At 46.3% G+C, this 17,275-nt stretch carries 15 protein-coding genes; 6 read left to right on the top strand and 9 right to left on the bottom strand.

The genetic code is table 11. The features are described 5' to 3' along the window. Window positions 1-206 precede the first annotated feature (206 nt). Window positions 207-695: a YajQ family cyclic di-GMP-binding protein gene (locus AABW11_RS10960; RefSeq protein ID WP_340105134.1), complete on the top strand. Its 489-nt coding sequence runs from the start codon at window positions 207-209 to the stop codon at window positions 693-695. A gap of 140 nt (window positions 696-835) precedes the next feature. Here the strand turns inward: AABW11_RS10960 and AABW11_RS10955 are convergent, their stop codons facing one another. The 6 genes from AABW11_RS10955 to AABW11_RS10930 form a co-directional block, all read right to left on the bottom strand. Then, complete coding sequence (locus tag AABW11_RS10955) at window positions 836-2,089, bottom strand: murein hydrolase activator EnvC family protein (RefSeq protein ID WP_340105133.1); 1,254 nt, start codon at window positions 2,087-2,089, stop codon at window positions 836-838. Beyond that, entirely contained in the window at window positions 2,086-2,853 is a 768-nt protein-coding gene (locus AABW11_RS10950; protein ID WP_340105132.1) for a DUF4292 domain-containing protein, read from the bottom strand. The genes AABW11_RS10955 and AABW11_RS10950 overlap by 4 nt, the downstream gene beginning before the upstream one ends. Further along, window positions 2,850-4,556 (bottom strand): tetratricopeptide repeat protein, encoded by a 1,707-nt coding sequence (locus AABW11_RS10945; protein WP_340105131.1) that lies wholly within the window; start codon window positions 4,554-4,556, stop codon window positions 2,850-2,852. Before AABW11_RS10945 ends, AABW11_RS10950 begins: the two co-directional genes overlap by 4 nt. A 139-nt stretch (window positions 4,557-4,695) precedes the next feature. Continuing rightward, a complete protein-coding gene (locus AABW11_RS10940; protein WP_340105130.1) occupies window positions 4,696-5,436 on the bottom strand; it encodes a helical backbone metal receptor in 741 nt (246 codons plus the stop codon). Window positions 5,437-5,798: 362 nt separating this feature from the next. After that, window positions 5,799-6,665, bottom strand: a complete 867-nt coding sequence (locus AABW11_RS10935) for a fructosamine kinase family protein (protein ID WP_340105129.1) — start codon at window positions 6,663-6,665, stop codon at window positions 5,799-5,801. Window positions 6,666-6,716: 51 nt separating this feature from the next. Next, window positions 6,717-7,217: a low molecular weight protein-tyrosine-phosphatase gene (locus tag AABW11_RS10930; RefSeq protein ID WP_340105128.1), complete on the bottom strand. Its 501-nt coding sequence runs from the start codon at window positions 7,215-7,217 to the stop codon at window positions 6,717-6,719. Window positions 7,218-7,620: 403 nt separating this feature from the next. On the opposite strand from AABW11_RS10930, the gene AABW11_RS10925 reads away from it, so the two are divergent. Then, window positions 7,621-8,049 (top strand): response regulator, encoded by a 429-nt coding sequence (locus AABW11_RS10925; protein WP_340105127.1) that lies wholly within the window; start codon window positions 7,621-7,623, stop codon window positions 8,047-8,049. Here the strand turns inward: AABW11_RS10925 and AABW11_RS10920 are convergent. The 3 genes from AABW11_RS10920 to AABW11_RS10910 all read right to left on the bottom strand — a co-directional run bounded on the left by AABW11_RS10920 (window position 8,033) and on the right by AABW11_RS10910 (window position 11,622). Further along, a complete protein-coding gene (locus AABW11_RS10920) occupies window positions 8,033-9,037 on the bottom strand; it encodes a YhdH/YhfP family quinone oxidoreductase (RefSeq protein WP_340105126.1) in 1,005 nt (334 codons plus the stop codon). The genes AABW11_RS10925 and AABW11_RS10920 overlap by 17 nt on opposite strands. A 382-nt stretch (window positions 9,038-9,419) precedes the next feature. Continuing rightward, window positions 9,420-10,790, bottom strand: coding sequence for an aldehyde dehydrogenase (locus AABW11_RS10915; RefSeq protein WP_340105125.1), 1,371 nt, complete (start codon window positions 10,788-10,790; stop codon window positions 9,420-9,422). A gap of 1 nt (window position 10,791) precedes the next feature. Beyond that, window positions 10,792-11,622, bottom strand: a complete 831-nt coding sequence (locus tag AABW11_RS10910) for an SDR family NAD(P)-dependent oxidoreductase (protein WP_340105124.1) — start codon at window positions 11,620-11,622, stop codon at window positions 10,792-10,794. Between the two features lie 169 nt (window positions 11,623-11,791). On the opposite strand from AABW11_RS10910, the gene AABW11_RS10905 reads away from it, so the two are divergent. From AABW11_RS10905 to hemL, 4 genes are all read left to right on the top strand, one after another. Continuing rightward, window positions 11,792-13,456, top strand: a complete 1,665-nt coding sequence (locus AABW11_RS10905) for a M28 family peptidase (protein WP_340105123.1) — start codon at window positions 11,792-11,794, stop codon at window positions 13,454-13,456. 332 nt (window positions 13,457-13,788) lie between these two features. Then, entirely contained in the window at window positions 13,789-14,772 is a 984-nt protein-coding gene (gene hemB, locus AABW11_RS10900; protein ID WP_340105122.1) for a porphobilinogen synthase, read from the top strand. Window positions 14,773-14,859: 87 nt separating this feature from the next. Next, on the top strand, window positions 14,860-15,750 hold the full coding sequence (gene htpX, locus AABW11_RS10895; protein WP_340105121.1) for a protease HtpX: 891 nt from the start codon (window positions 14,860-14,862) through the stop codon (window positions 15,748-15,750). A gap of 96 nt (window positions 15,751-15,846) precedes the next feature. Beyond that, window positions 15,847-17,142: a glutamate-1-semialdehyde 2,1-aminomutase gene (gene hemL / locus AABW11_RS10890; protein ID WP_340105120.1), complete on the top strand. Its 1,296-nt coding sequence runs from the start codon at window positions 15,847-15,849 to the stop codon at window positions 17,140-17,142. The last annotated feature ends 133 nt before the right edge of the window (window positions 17,143-17,275 follow it).

The raw sequence follows: 17,275 nt of genomic DNA, 5'->3' as shown, positions 1-17,275 counted from the left end.
TTAGTTTAAGTTATTGTGTAATTTTACATCCACAAAACAATAGAGAAACGGGCCGTTTGATGATGTAGTAAGGTTGCCTGAACATCTTGTAGGGAAAGCCCCTACAAATCTCTCTGCTTAATGTTTTGAGGATGCGTTATTTATTGCAAAAATACCCGCATCTTTAAGGAACCGATTTTATACAATAAATTCAAAACCATTTTTTTATGCCATCTTTTGATATAGTAAACGAAATCAATGCTCAGGAAATCGATAATGCCGTTAATAATACAATGAAAGAAGTGGCCACGCGCTACGATTTCAGAGGCCTTCATACTGAGGTTGAATTTTCAAAAAAAGAGAATAGGATTGATGTTGTAGCCGCTGAAAGCATGAAATTGCAGGCAGTGAAAGAGATGCTGATCAAACATTTTATCAAGCGTGGGCTTGAGCCAAAAGTGTTGGATTTTGGGCCGGAACAGGGAAGCAGCTCAGGGGCAGTTAAAATGAGCGCCGACATCAAAGAAGGAATTGACCGCGACACAGCCAAGAAAATTGTGAAAGAAATTAAAGCTACTAAACTCAAGGTGCAGGCTGCTATTCAAGACGACCAGGTACGTGTGACCGGCAAAAAGATTGATGACCTGCAGGAAGTTATCCGCGTGCTTAAAGGGAAGAAGTTTGGGATTCCGCTGCAGTTTGTAAATATGAAATGACGGTATCGGCGGGGAAAAGAGATGGCTGAACTTAATGTGAAATGCGTAAGCTCTCAGGTATTGGTTATCAACCTGTCAGCCGAAGGTGCCGCAACAGCGGTACGCCCACCGGATCTGACAGCGTTGATTCCTGATTATAATCATTGAATCGAATCCTGAAGCCATCTCTCGGGATCTACAAATTCACTGCCCTCGCGCACCAGGAAGAAAAGCACTTCCCCGCGCAGATTGTCTTCATCGCCCGAAAGTCCGATAACGTCTCCCTGCTGAACCACCTGGTTTTTTCTGGCGTAGATGCTACTCAAATTTCCGTACGCCGTGTAATAGGTTCCATGTTTCACTAGTACAACTTCGCCAAAATCATTAAAGGTAACCACCTCAAACACATAACCATCACTTACAGCGCGTACGGTTGACCGTGGCTGCGTGGCAATATCAACACCGGGCACATTGGTTCGGGTTCGAAATACCGGGTGAACGCGGTCACCAAACCGTTCAGTGATCACACCGTTGTCTACAGGCCACGGCATCTGCCCGCCTCTCAGGGCCTCAAACCGCGACTCAAATACTGCCATATCATCCTCGCTGATTGGACTTGCACGTGTTACGCCACTTGAACTCGCTGCTGCATCAAGCCGCTCCTCTTCAGCAATAAGGTTATCAAGGGCCTCGCTAAGTTCGTTCAGCTGATTCTGACGTATCTGAACCTGGTTTTCAAGGTTTTCGCGATCACGCTGCAGCAATTCAATATTCCGTTTTTGCTGACGCTCTTTCTCTGCAAGTTCTTCAGTTTCCTCACGTATCGATTCCAATGACTCACGGTTACGCTCACGAGCCTGTTCCAGATCCTCCTGGGTTTGCTCGTACTCTGCCTGAGTTTCACGAATGACCTCCATCTGCTCTTGCTGATGCTCATCGAACTTGCTTAAATAGTATGAGCGGATCATAAGCTGATTAACCGAGGACGACGTTAATAAAAGTGCGAGTTCATGAGTACGCCCATATTTATAAATGTAGGAGAGCGTGGACTGGTACCGGTCAATTAATTCATTCAGGCGTTGCTGCAGAGCTTCCTGCTCTTGCTCTACGAGCTCAATCTCATCAAGAATCTGCTGGCGCTCCTGGTTCATTTGGTTAATTTTTTCCTGCTGAAGAGCAACCACACGTGTTAACTCTTCATACTGCTGATACATCTGATCGTACCGCTCGGTTGCATAACCCAGCCTCTCGAGGTAATTACTGATCTGATCCTGCAAGTTTTCTATTTGGGTTCGCGTCGTCTCTTGTTTCTCCGCAATTTCCGACCGCAGCTCGTCGTAGTTCGACTGACCCATTACGGGCAGCATCAAACCGGTGCAAAGTATTATTAGAAGTAAAAGTGATCTGAGTATCATGGCCTGTATATTGGAACGTCATCCGGAAGTTCAATCTTCAGCGGCGGCAGTTTTCCATTCACACTAAGCTGCTGAACAAGAAATGTGGCACGTGAATTACCATCTGCGCTAAAAATGGTGATTTTCCTCGGCAGTTGAAAACGGTCAATATTTGCATATCCATCATATTCAATCAGCTGATATGGAATGGGCGGCGGCGACTGCGATCGATCAACCCGAACCACCCGGCCGCTGCTTTTACCTACTTCTACGGCCGCCCGGTCGCTTAAAAGTGCAAGATACGTATCGCCATTATCAAAAATTTGTTCAACCTGTTCAACATCAATCACAAAATTAAACAGGTCTAGCATATTCAGTGATGCAATGGAACCTACGCTGCTGAGTGTGCTTTGTGCCGGCGATACTTTTTGCGCGATTCCATCAACCTTGTTGTAAATCAGCACCGAATCAGGTTCAATCAGAATTTGCCCGCCTTCAATACCTATGCCTGTCCGAATGGTAAGCAGGCTTCGCGTCCTGTTGCTTTGAAATTCAACTGTCACACGCTCGCTACCGCCCGGTTCACTGACAAGCGCACGCCCGGTTCCGGTCATGGTTTGCAGTTCTTCAGAGTAATCCGGCATCATTGCCACCAGTGAATCCGCAGTGATCATGGCCAGGTCGAGGTTTTCATATTCAAGAGCCGCGCGAGGACCAGCACAGCCATAGGCGATAAAAACAAATACTAAGAGTAACGTCAGGCAGGTTAATGGAATACGGTTCACGACTGTGCGGATTCAATTCGTTCTTTGAGGTACTCTCTGTTTGAGTCGTTTTCAAGCGCTTTGTTCCACCAGTTGATCGCCTCGTCTATATTCCCAAGCGCTTCAAAAACATCACCAAGATGTTCGTATACCTCAGGGCCGGCATCACCGGTATCTACAGATCGCTGTATGTAGGTTTTCGCTTCTGAATAGTCACCCAGCTGATAGTGAACCCAGCCGATGGTATCGAGGTAGGCTGCATTTTCGGGCTGAAAAGATACTGCCTGCTCCGCAAGCTCAAGCGCATAATCAAGCTCTTCTCCTCGGGTCGACAAATAATAGGCGTAGTTGTTCATCGCGTTATGATTTTCGGGATCGAGCCTGAGCGCCCGATCATACGACCGCTTTGCCTCATCCCAGCGATCGAGATCTGACTGAACATCGGCGAGCGTGCTTTGGATCACCGACCTGAAGTTCCGGTTGGCCGGCGCAAATGACGCCGACTCAAGCCAGCTCAGAGCCTGTTCAGGACGATCGGTAAGCATATATGATGCACCGGTAAAGAATTGTACAAAAGCATCGTCTGAGGCGTACGTATTCGCTGAATCTGAAATGGAAATCACTTCCTCATACCGCTGCATTTGAAACAGGATTTGAGTTCGCTGCCTCCATGCATCAGGCTGTTCAGGCATAACTTTATTGGCCTGTTCCAGTTTTTCAAGTGCCGGTTCCATCTCCCCTTTTTGAAGTAGATACTCCGCAGCTAACAGCTGTGCGGGCCCGTAGTCAGGTTCGTTTTCGCTAAAGGCGGTAAGCACCTCACCTGTTTGCCGGGCCAGAGCCTCTTCCGACGGCCTGTTTTGATACTGAGAATAGATAAAACGTACGAGCTCCAGCTTTTGTGACGGATAGATCAGCGGATCCTCCAGCATGGATACAAATACATCGCCCAGGCGAGTCCACTCTGACTGATTTACATAAATTTCTGCAAGCAGCAAAAGCGTTTGCGGATCTCTTGCATTACGTTCTCTTGCCTCATTCAGGATTTCGAGGGCGAGTTCCGGCTCATTTAGTTCAAGATAAAACTGGCTGATTGTACGCAGTGTAGCAAGGTTTCCCGGATCGATTTCACGCATCTCCTGAAGCTCAACAAGAGCTGAATCACGCATCTGAAGCGCATTAAAGTTTCTGAATTTCCTCAGGTGAATCGCAAAATCGGCACCGCGCCGCTTCATAATTCTGTCGTAAATGGCGTTTGCCTCAAGCAGTTCTCCATAATTGACATACGAATCCGCGAGCTGGAAAAGAATCTCTGTATCGTTGGGGTGGTACTCAAGCGCTGTTTTATAGGCCTGAATGGTTGCATCATTACGTCCTGCCCGGCGATAGATTTGCGCCAGCTTCAGGTGATACCATTTATTTTCAGGATCTTGTCCGGCCGCAATCTTTCCGTAATAAGAAGCATTTGTTAAATCGCCGGTTGCCAGATATGCATCAGCAAGGGCAAAACTAACGCCCGCATGATTTGATAACTTCAAGTGGGCAAAAGTCAGTTTATCCAGCGCGTCTTCATACTCTTCATTCTCAAAATGCATGACGCCGTCAACGTAAGCACGCACCGCTTCCGCTTCGTCAGCAGACCGCATAGTTGAATCCTGTGCGGTAACCGTTGCGGCAGAACATAGAGTGATGGCCACCATCAAAAAGAGAAACGATCGAATCATAGATACATCTGTTATAAAATTTTAACCAATATACGATCTTTAGCAGTTGATCATGAATTGAATTCTCAACCCCTGGGTTCGACACAGCTCAAAGAACGAACTCCGGTCGTGATTCATTTTATCGGCGTGATATATATTCTCATGAAATTGCTTTTCGAAATGAATTGAGCCGCCTGAACGCGATAAGCATTCGCGATCCATACCAGCTGAACCACTCACCGTTTACCATTAGCACACGGGAATCGGGACATGCTGCTTCTACCTCATCTCTGTGTTTTTCCTTGAATGGATAGGGCTCACTACTAAGCAAAATCAGCTCGGGGTTTTTCTTTGCAAGTTCAATCAGCGACGTTTTGGGATAGCGGGTTTGTTCGCCATACACATTCTCAAGATTCCAATGCGTTAAAACTGAATGAATATAAGTGTCATGGCCGATGGTCATCCACGGTTCACGCCAGATAAAATAAGCGGCTGATTGCTGAGGCTCAGCCGGCACATTATTCATTTCCGTTCTTATTTTTTTAATCAACGCATCTGCTTCTGCCGCCACGCCACACCGCTTGCCAATATCATAGATCGTCAGCAGGGCATCTTCAATTGTTTTGATGTCGGTTACCATCACATCCAGTGAACCGGCCAATTCTTCAATATCTTCCTTTTGGTTCTCCTCATGATTGGCGATAACCAGTTCGGGCTTGATCTCGAATATTTTATCAAGACGCGGATTTTTTGTTCCTCCTACAATTGGCACATTCTCAACTTTTCCTTCCGGATGGATACAGAAACGGGTTCGTCCTGCCAGTCGGTCACCCAGGCCAAGATCAAACAGAAGTTCTGTTAAAGACGGGACAAGACAAACAATGGATTTGGGATAGTTCATAAGATTTTAGACTCGAAAACGGTAGCAGCTGACCGGTCAGAGAAGGATCTGCAATAATTCTTTCATTGATATTTATAAAGTAACGGACTCTGCTCTCGTTTAAAAATACATTGCTATGCCGCTACTTTGCACTCAGAAATCATTATTATAATTATAGTTCTGGGTGTTTTTTCAGTACACGGTTTCTGACAGCTCAGGCCTGACAATCGAGGGCGGACGATGCCAGCAGCTCTCTTCGTTCGCGGTCTTGCAGATTCTTTGTGTTGCCCCGATTCAACAATTTCCCAGTTCGACGAGCCAAGCTATGCGCCGACAATGTCAGAAACCGAAATAAAGCCGAGATGCTCGGGTTAGTAATACTATCAAGAAAACCGATCCAGCACACGTTTAGCCTGGGAGACATAATGCCCGCCAAAAAGATTAACATGCACAAGCAGCGGGTAAAGGTTGTAAATCGGCACGCGTTCTTCAAACCCGTTCTCCAGCGAACTCACCGACTCATATCCCCGGTAAAACTCACTCGAAAATCCGCCGAACATCTTGCTAAACGCAAGATCCATTTCCGGGTGGCCGTAATAAACAGCCGGATCTATTAATACAGCCCGGCCATTTGTATCAAACAAATAGTTACCGCTCCATAAATCTCCATGGATGAGCGATGGTTCAACTTTTGGCAATAGTCGGTCGAGTTTTGATGATAACCGGCCCCACGCCTTTTGTGCTGAATGGTCCATTTTACATGAATCAATTGCCATCTTTAGCTGTGGCTTGATGCGTTCCTCGCTGAAGAACGATTCCCATGCAGAGTGTTTACGGTTACTCTGTGGCAGGCTGCCGATGTAGTTGTCGTCTTCAAGCCCAAACTCGGACTCTTCTGTTTGATGCAGCTTTGCAAGCTCCGCCCCAAATTGTTCGGAATCTCCAGATCTGCCCGACTCAATATATTCCATCACCAGAAAACCAGGCCTGTTATTGTCCGGACCATCCGCCGCGATGACTTCAGGAATTCGAAGATTTGTATTGGCTGACCTGAGCATTTTCAAACCATCGGATTCTCTTTCAAAAAAATTCTGCGGCACATTTGAATTATATTTAAGAAATAAATCCCCGAGGCTGGTACTAATACAATACGCACTATTGATACTTCCGCCTGAAACAGAAGATTCGCTCTGCACGTCAATGTTGTACGACTTTTCGAGATGTTCTTTCAAATTGTCTGGCAGCGGCATAGTTACATAGATTTGAGATCTAACATTTCATCAATCTGAAGACAAGATTATTTAGCTTTTCACATGCTCTTCAAGTTCATCCAGCAGTGCTTTGCAGCTTCGTTTTACGATATTAAACACATTCTGAAACCCGTCTAATCCGCCATAATATGGATCAGGAACCTCTCCGTCACCCGGTGCCGGATCATACTCCCGCAACAGAACTATTTTATCCTTGAAATTACTTTCAGGATCCAGTGCTTTGATATTTTCCAGATTTTCTTTGTCCATAACAACAATAAGATCAAACTCCTGAAGGTCCTCGTCCTCAAACCGTCGAGCCCGTGACCGCAATTCAATGCCGTACTCGCGTGCCGTTTCCCGGCTCTTACTATTTGCCAGCTCTCCGATATGATAGGCTGATGTGCCAGCTGAATCGACATAAAAATACGATTGAAGCCCCCGCTCATTTACAAGATGCTGAAACACACCTTCCGCCGTGGGACTTCTGCAAATGTTACCAAGACAGACAAAAACAATCTTGTAGGGATCTTCCTTCGTAATAATAGTCATATGAATGATTTTAATAAATTTAAGCGCATACCCATTTTTGCTGATAACAATAGATACACCGTATCTATTTCGATATTGTTGCGTACGGTCTTTTTTTAACAATAACTCGAAAAGATTAAAGGAAACTTATACTTAGCGATGATTTAACGGTGGCCTGTTGTGCCAGCCTTTTCAAACTGATCCGCCGGCAGGTATCGCCGGATGTCTGTCAGTAAGAATTTATAAAGAAATATATGATAATTATTAACAATGGTTTAGCGCCTTAATAATAGCATTATTAATCATTTTATTGCGTCATAAAAAATTCACGAAAGAATCCATCTTCACAAAAACAGGCAAAGCCAAAATAAATATTTTTTAATATTAATATATTTTAATAATTTAGGCGTTCAAGAACAGACCTATGGAAAAAAATAAGAACAGCAAAGGGAATATATTCATCGTAGAGGACGACATGTTACTCTCACTCGTAGAGGAACGTCTACTCATGAAACTTGGATATAGCGTGATTGGAAAAGCCGTATCGGGAGAAGATGCCGTTCCAAAAATTAAATCTGCAAAGCCGGATGCAATCCTCATGGATATTTCGCTTAGCGGTGAGATGGATGGCATTGACACGATGACAGAAATCCGGAATTTTTCATCCGTGCCCGTTATCTATTTATCAGGCAATTCGGATCAGCTTAATCTCGAGCGCGCAAAGAAAACACGGTATATTGATTATCTCGTTAAGCCAATTACAGAGCACGACCTCGTTGATCCTCTCAAAAAGGCAATGAAAGCGGGATATACAGGCAGAATTTCCAACCGATCCATCAATCACGTAGGCTAACAACTATACGCCCGGCCTGACGTCCGTCAAGGATTTTCTCAATTTCTTGGGGAAGATCGCTGATTATACATGTATGGCTAAGTTTCTCAAGGTTTGATGGCTTCCAGTCTCCTGCCAGGTAGTCCCAAATCTCAAGCCTGGCGCTCATCAGGCAATTTCCGGAATCAATCCCCATCAGCGAAATACCGCGAAGGATAAATGGGTAGATGCTTGTTTCCAGCCTGCCGCCCAAAATATTTCCGCAACACGCCACCACGCCGTTATGCCCCGCCTGACGCAAAACAGCATCCAGCATCTCACCACCCACTGTATCAATTGCTGCAGCCCAGCGACTAGATTGCAGTGGCGCCCCGGATATCTCTGTCACCGATTCGCGGCTGATGATCTCCGACGCCCCTATTGATTTTAAAAATGATTTCTCCTCCTTTTTTCCCGTTACCGCCATCACTCGATATCCTACGCGCGATAAAATTGAAACAGTCAGAGACCCCACACCACCCGTAGCGCCGGTGACCAACACATAATCCTCATCGGGTTCTATTCCCTGATCCACAATTTTTTTAACGCCATAGGCGGCCGTAAAGCCGGCGGTTCCTAAAATCATGCTTTCCTTGAGCGATAACGATTCGGGCAGCGGTACGACCCAGTCACCCGGCACACAAATGTATTCACCAAACCCGCCCGCCGTATTCTGGCCAAGATCATAACCAGTCACAACAACTTTATCGCCTATATTAAACCGATCGTCATCACTCCACTCAACCACACCAGCTGCATCAATTCCTGGCGTATGGGGGTAGGATTTTGTAACACCGGGATCTCCGCTTGCAGACAGAGCATCTTTATAATTAAGCGATGAATAATGAACCCGTATCAAGACATCGTGGCCGGGAAGGTTTGATGTCTTCAGCGATTGAATACTCAAATCCTTCTCACCATTTTCTCTCTTTCCGGCAACGAGTGCTTTGTATGTGATGTCGGGTTTCATAAAATCGTTGACCAGTTTTGATTAATGCTGATGAATCTTACGACTGTCATCGCGGACTGCGATCCGCGATCTCCCATTTGTGTTATGAACAACAGTTCGATTTATAATCTATCTTATTAAACAGTATAAAGTCTCCCCTAATAAGGGGAGATTTAGAGGGGTGTCCATCGGTTTTTTATAGATCTGATGAACATTCCCTTAACCCCCTTTTTAAGGGGACCTTTTGAGTTCATTAATTATGAATCGAACTCAGGTTATGAGAAAATGTTTGCCTGCGGCAGAATTTTCACATCGAACCAGAAATAGAAGAATCCGCATCGGAACGCCGGATGACATCTATTGAACAGCACACATTGCCTTTTAAACAACTTACGTTCTCAGCTCACCGCAAAAACAGTTTTTTCAACAAGAACAATTTTTTTCCAAACGGCGGATATCGAAACGACGGATCCGGCCAGGTTGACCTGCGCATCACCGCGTGCGGACGGGTAAAGCATTCAAAACTGTATTTCCCATGATACTGACCCATGCCGCTAGCGCCAGATCCACCGAACGGCAGATGCGGATTTGCAATTTGCATAATCACATCGTTCACACAGGTCCCGCCGTGAGGCAGGTTTGTGATTAAGTGATCTGCAAATACTTCATCTTCCGAAAAGATGTAAAGAGCCAAAGGAGATGGCATAGGGCGCAGAAGTTCAAGCGGAGACTTTTGATCGCCATACGTCATAATCGGCAGGATCGGCCCGAAGATCTCTTCCTTCATGATCGGGTGCTCCCAATCCACACCATCCACAATTGTCGGCTCGATGTATCTCTGCTCTGCATCACATTCTCCTCCCTGAATGACGTTGGTGTCTGTCATCAGGTTGGTGAGCCGTTCAAAATGGCTGTTATTAATGATTCGCCCGTAGTCTTTCGACTCTTCAGGCTTTCTGCCGTAATATTTCCTGATCGCTTTTTTGAGATGTTTCATCAGTTCATCTTTCTCCTGCCGGTGAACCAGTACAAAATCCGGGGCGATACAGGTTTGCCCGGCATTCATAAATTTACCCCAGGCAATGCGGCGTGCTGCAGTTTTGATGTCGGCACCTTTATGAACTACGGCCGGGCTTTTACCACCCAGCTCGAGTGTGACCGGGGTAAGATGCTGAGCAGCTTTTTCCATCACAATTTTGCCCACTCGTGAACTGCCTGTAAAAAAGATTTTATCGAACGACTGGTCCAGCAGCTCCTGGTTTACGTCTACTCCCCCCTCTACAACATGAATATATGATCGATTGAACGTACCGCTGATCATTCGCCTGATAAGTGATGATGTGGCAGGCGCGAGTTCCGACGGTTTAAGAATGGAAGTATTTCCACCTGAAATTGCTCCAACTAGCGGAAGCAGCAACAAGTTAACCGGGTAGTTCCACGCCCCGATTATAAGTGATGTTCCGTATGGCATTCGCCTGACCTCATTTTTCGATGGCAGTGATATCAGGTTTGCCCATGCCTTTTTTGGCTTCGCCCATGAATCCAGTTTCTTCAGGTGCAGATCTATCTCTTCAAGAATAGTGATGATTTCAGCGCTTACAACTTCCATTTCCGGCTTATGCAGATCGCGCTGCACCGCTTCACTGAGCTCCTGCTCATGGATTACAAGCATTGCTCTCAGCTTCTCAAGATTCTTTTTCCTGAAAGAAATGCTCCTTGTGGAGCCTTCTTCAAAAAATTTCCGCTGATCCCGAACCAGTTCTCCATAGTTCATATCACTCCTTTTCTTTATCTCTTTCTCTTCCTTCAAACGACTCCATTGACCGATACACACCAAGCACATTGCCCGCCACCCAATCAAACGCCCTTTCCGGCAGCAATGACTTAATAAAAGGCACAAACCGAACCATAAACGGAGCCTGAATTTTACTTTTTTTCTTGCTGATACCCTTTATCATCAGCTCCACTATCTGATCCGTTTCGAGCAGCGGCACCAGAAACGGGGCTTTTACACCTTCAAACATCCCCGTTTTGATGTAACTTGGGACAACAGATGTGATGCTTATGCCTGTATTCAGCTTGCCCATTTCAAGCCGGAGAGATTCCGACCATCCAATAACGGCCCATTTGCTTGCAGCATATACACTCATCCGGGGATTCCCGATATAACCTGACGCCGATGCCAAATTCACAATATGCCCGCTGCCACGCTCTATCATCTCCTCGAGAAAAGCATGGACCACCCACATGCTCCCGGTAGTGTTGATGTCGAGCGTACGCTGAATTTCTTCTGCACTATGCTCGTGGAACATCTTGCCGACTACAATTCCGGCGCAGCTTAAAATTAGATCAGGTACAACGCCCTCAGATTTTAGCTTCTCTGCGTGAGTTGTCACAGATTCTATAGAGGAAACATCAACTCCGTGTGTTATAACCTGACACTTATCCCCGATTCCGGCAGCAACCTCATCAAGCACATCAGGATTACGGTCCCACAATACAAGTTTGCGTACACCTCTTGATGCAACTGTCTCCGCAAATCGCCGCCCGATACCACTTGCAGCGCCGGTAATCAGAATTGTTTTGTCGTCGAAATAGCTGGCCATATGGAATGCTTTTAAAAACAGAGTAAACCACAATATATTAAAAGATAGGTGAATTGTGCGGATGGAGTTAGGAACTCATTCAGGCTGACTATCTCCGGTGATTCCTGCTTAATCCTCTCAATAAAAGATCCTATATTTACTTCAACCCATTCAAACCAATCCAATGTTTATGACTCGTTTAGCATCAATTTTATTAGCTACCCTTTTTATCGCTTTTGCCGGCTGCAGCGGATCAATCACGCCTGAAATGGCTGAATCCGGCATTACCGGGGAATCCCTGCTCTCACACATCGAGGAAATTTCATCGGATGAATTTGAAGGCCGCGCTCCTGCCTCGCGCGGAGAAGATCTAACCGTCAATTATCTTGTGGATCACCTACAAAGAATGGGCATCGAGCCGGGTATGCCCGATGGGACATATATCCAGGAATTTCCGCTGTTGGGTCAGCGTGTTGATGGAGAATCGGCATCCATCACCATCAACACAAATAGGCAGCAGGGTGAGGAACTTGAGTATACCGCTGATTTTATGGCGTGGCCGAGCAACGAAGCAGAACAGGTCCAAATTCAGAATGCCGACCTTCTGTATGTTGGCTACGGCATTCAGGCGCCGGAATTTGGCTGGAACGACTATAAAGATGCGGATGTGGAAGGAAAAGTGCTGGTCTTTAAAAACAGTGATCCGTCTCACGACCCTGAAATTTTTGAAGGGGATTCAAGGCTTTATTACGGCCGCTGGAGCTATAAATTTGAGAAAGCTGCAGAGATGGGTGCACTGGGGGCGATCATTATTCACACCACACCAACAGCAGGTTACCCCTGGGATGTGGTATCCAACAGCTGGGGACGTGAACGGTTTGCTTTGAAAAGCGGGGGTGACGGAGGAACACAGCAGCCTGAGTTTAATGGCTGGTTCACGCAGGAAAGCAGCGAACGTCTTTTTTCAGCTGCCGGGATGGCTCTTGATGAGATGCTAAACGCAGCCAACAGCCCGGACTTTACGCCGGTTTCCCTTGAAGGGGTCACCCTTGGCGTTGATCTTTCCGCAACCTATAGCGACATGAGCTCGCGCAACGTGATTGGTAAAATTGAGGGCAGTGATCCTGAACTAAGCGATCAGCACGTCATTTTTTCCACCCACTACGATCACCTCGGGATTACCACGCCGGTAAACGGCGACTCCATCAACAATGGCGCGTGGGATAACGCTTCGGGAGTGGCGGCGGTACTTGAAACGGCAGACGCACTTAATATGGTCCGTGACAGTCTTCGGCGAACCGTCCATTTTATGTTTGTGGGCGCCGAGGAGATGGGATTGCTTGGATCTCGTTACTGGTCACAAAACCCAACGGTTCAGCCCGGAAAAGTATCGGCAAACTTTAACCTGGACAGCATGCAAATCTTTGGAGAAACATCGGATATGGTGCTCGTGGGGTATGGGCGCAACACATTAACGGACATATTTCATGAGCACGCACAGGCAGCGGGCCGAACTATCGAACCTGACCCCCAGCCCCAGCAAGGTTTCTTTTACCGGTCCGATCATTTCTCCTTTGCCAGAGTTGGAATACCGGCCATCTACCCAAATCCGGGTCGGGCGTTCATCGACAAGCCGGACAATTACAATGCTATCGTAGACAGCGTAACTGCTGCGAACTACCATTCCGTATCAGACGAAATTAATGATTACTGGGATATGAATGGCATGACGGCCGATACGCATCTAATTTTCCGAACAGCCTATGATGTCATCAATCGCGACACGATGATGGAATGGGAAGCGGGCGACGAATTTGAGGCGATTCGTGAAGAGATGATTGAAAGCGTTGAATAATATAAACATGCATTTATTTACATAATTTTGAATAACCTTAACACCTTACTAACAGCCTCAGTGGAATTGTTAAAATCTTTGACTAAGTGACAAACTATGATTCGTAAAAAAAATTGAGTCTTTGATATTTTGCCACGAGGACACGATGACACATAAGGATCACGAAGAACAATAAATGTTAAGTAAGAAATAACTCCACCGTTAACAAGACACTACATTCTGAATTCATATTGACGCGGTAACTTCAAGACTATTTGATTCAAACCTCTTGGCTTATCAGAGGTTTTGAGTTATACCTTCAGAAACCTTTTTTTAAGATATAGTCACAACTCATGAGTCACTCACAATTTCCATATTCCCGTCCTCGACGCCTGCGTGCCAACGGCAACATCAGGCGGATGGTTGAAGAAAATCATTTATCAGTCAGTGATTTCATCGTCCCGCTTTTTGTGATGGAGGGCACCGGTAAGAAAGAAGAGATCGCCTCTATGCCGGATTATTACCGGTTTACGCTTGATTTGCTGATCGATGAAGTGCGCGAGATTGAAGACCTGGGAATTCCATCAGTGCTGCTGTTTGCGAAAGTACCGGATGAGAAGAAAGATAACGAAGGCACTGAAGCTCTAAATGCCGACGGGCTGATGCAAAAAGCCGTTCGCGCCATCAAAAAAGAGTGCCCGGAACTGGTGGTGATGACCGATGTAGCCATGGACCCGTACAGCAGCTTCGGGCATGACGGTATTGTAGAGGGCGGACAGATTTTAAATGACGAAAGTGCCGACCTGCTTGCCAAAATGGCGGTAAGCCATGCCGAGGCCGGGGCTGATTTTGTGGCCCCATCAGACATGATGGATGGCCGGATTCTGATGATGCGGGACGCGCTTGAAGAGATGGGATTTGTAAACACCGGAATCATGGCGTATAGCGCAAAATATGCTTCAAGTTACTATGGGCCGTTCAGAGATGCACTGGATTCCACCCCGGGATTTGGGGATAAAAAAACCTACCAGATGAATCCCGCAAACAGCCTTGAAGCCATAAAAGAAGCCATATCTGATGAACAAGAGGGCGCCGACATTATCATGGTGAAACCTGGCATTCCCTATCTCGATGTTCTCCGGGCTGTGAAAGAGTCGGTACATGTGCCGGTGTCTGTATATAATGTGTCAGGCGAATACTCGATGATAAAAGCGGCCGCTGAAAAAGGATGGCTGAACGAAGAGCACGCAATGATGGAGGCACTGATTGCGTTTAAACGTGCAGGTGCTGATCTCATCGCAACATACTTTGCAAAAGACGCGGCACGATTATTGTGATTGATAAATTATTAAATTTGGTGTCCGGCTTGTACCTGAATGGCAATTCAGACATCATCAAATAAACAGTTTCAACGAAAGTAACACATGAAAAGAGTCATTCTATTTTTAGCCACTAACCTTGCTATTATCGTGGTAGCAAGTATCACTCTCTCCCTGTTGGGAGTTGGGTCTTACCTGGATGAAACAGGAACCAACCTGGATCTTCAGGCTCTGCTGATTTTCTGTTTTGTATTTGGTATGCTGGGTTCAGGCATTTCACTTCTTTTATCGAAAAAAATTGCCAAATGGACCACTAACGTCCAGATCATCGAGGAGCCGCGGAATGAGCAGGAACGCTGGCTGGTACGAACCATCGAAGAGCAGGCGCGTGATGCAGGAATTGGCATGCCGGACGTGGGCATTTTCCCCGCTCAGCAGGCAAATGCATTTGCTACCGGAGCTAACCGAAATAAAGCCCTGGTTGCTATAAGCGAAGGTATGCTGCAGCGATTCGACCGCGAAGAGATTAAGGCGGTGCTGGGCCATGAAGTCGGTCACGTGGCCAATGGCGATATGATTACCCTTGCGCTTATCCAAGGCGTGGTTAACACGTTCGTGATGTTCCTTGCGCGAGTAATCGGGTTTGCGGTAGACCGCGTGATTTTGAAAAACGAAGAGGGCCTTGGTATCGGCTATTTCATCACTACGATTGCGGCAGAAATAGTTCTTGCTATTCTTGCCTCTACAATTGTTTTCTGGTTCTCACGACGCCGGGAATTCCGTGCTGATGAAGCCGGCGCGCGTTTCGGGACTCGCAATGGAATGATTGCAGCGCTTCAACGATTGCAAAAAGAGACTGAGGTTCCTAATCAGCTCCCTGATTCTATGCAGGCGTTTGGTATCACAAGTGGTAAAAAGAAAGGGTTCAAATCACTTTTTATGACTCACCCGCCGCTTGAGCAGCGTATTGAAGCGCTCAGAAATATGACGGATTAACACATTAGAATATAGTCCTGAGTCGTGAGTCTTGAGAATTTAATTCTCTACTCACAACTCACGACTCAACACTCACGACTCAATACTATCTCCTTTATGCTATTAAAAAGCGAATACCTTTACGAGAGAGCCAGAAAATTCATTCCAGGTGGTGTAAACTCTCCTGCCAGGGCGTTTAAATCTGTCGGAGGTGTTCCGGTTTTTTTCAAGAAAGCTAAAGGCTCCATTATCACAGACGAAGATGGCAACACCTACATTGATTATGTAGGATCCTGGGGGCCGATGATTCTTGGGCACGCCTACCCCCCCGTTGTGAAAGCCGTGCAGGATGCATCGTTTAACTCCACATCATTCGGTGCTCCAACAGTAGCTGAAATTGAGATGGCTGAGCTTGTCCAGCAGATGGTTCCCAATGTAGATAAAGTACGCATGGTGAATTCAGGCACGGAGGCATGCATGAGCGCCGTTCGTGTGGCTCGCGGCTATACCGGCAAAGACAAAATTATTAAGTTTGAGGGCAACTATCACGGCCATGCCGATTCCTTCCTGATTAAAGCCGGAAGCGGCGCATTAACACTCGGCAAACCCAGCAGCCCCGGCGTGACAAAAGGCACGGCAAAAGATACGCTGAATGCTGACTATAATGACATTGAAAGTGTAGAAAAACTGGTAAAAGAAAATGAAGGCAATGTCGCTGCCATCATCCTTGAACCCGTTGCAGGAAACATGGGCTGCATCCCGCCCAACCCGGGATTTCTTGAAGGATTGCGCGAGCTGTGTGATGAGCATGATATCGTCCTGATTTTTGATGAAGTGATGACGGGCTTCCGTCTGTCAAGGGGCGGGGCCCAGGAACGGTTCAATGTGTGGGCTGATCTTGTCACCTTTGGAAAAATTATCGGCGGCGGACTCCCGGTTGGTGCCTACGGCGGAAAACAGGAAATTATGGATATGGTTGCTCCTGATGGCCCGGTCTACCAAGCCGGAACGCTGTCGGGAAATCCGCTTGCGATGAGCGCCGGTAAAGCACTTCTGGGTATGCTCGACAGACATCCGGAGTACTATGTTGAGCTTGAGGAGAAAACGGAATATCTGAAAAAAGGACTGGCCGAAGTTCTGAAAAAACACGATATCGATTATCACATGCACCAGGTGGGATCGATGCTGAGTATCTTTTTTACCGATAAAGTTGTTACGAACTTTGAAACTGCCAATACAACGGACCAGAAATTTTTCAGTCAGCTCTATCATCAGTTGCTGAAACGTGGAATTTATCTGCCACCATCTCCGTTCGAAAGCTGGTTTTTGTCGAAATCTCTCACATACGACATGTTAGATAAAACCATCGTGGCAATGGACGAATCACTCGACGAGCTGGCTAAACAAGCGTAGTGGTCTTTTTCAGGCAGATATGAATTCTTCTTTTCCAATATTTTCTGTCCATCACTGCTTTGGTGGGCTTTGCAAAAACACAGTTTTGTAAGCCCTCTTTTATTCCTTTCACTCTATCTGAATAATTGTTATA

The sequence above is a fragment of the Rhodohalobacter sp. 8-1 genome (genome assembly GCF_038150125.1).
In the GTDB taxonomy this organism is placed as follows: Bacteria; Bacteroidota; Rhodothermia; order Balneolales; family Balneolaceae; genus SW132.
This window is presented reverse-complemented; position numbering and strand designations above follow the sequence as displayed.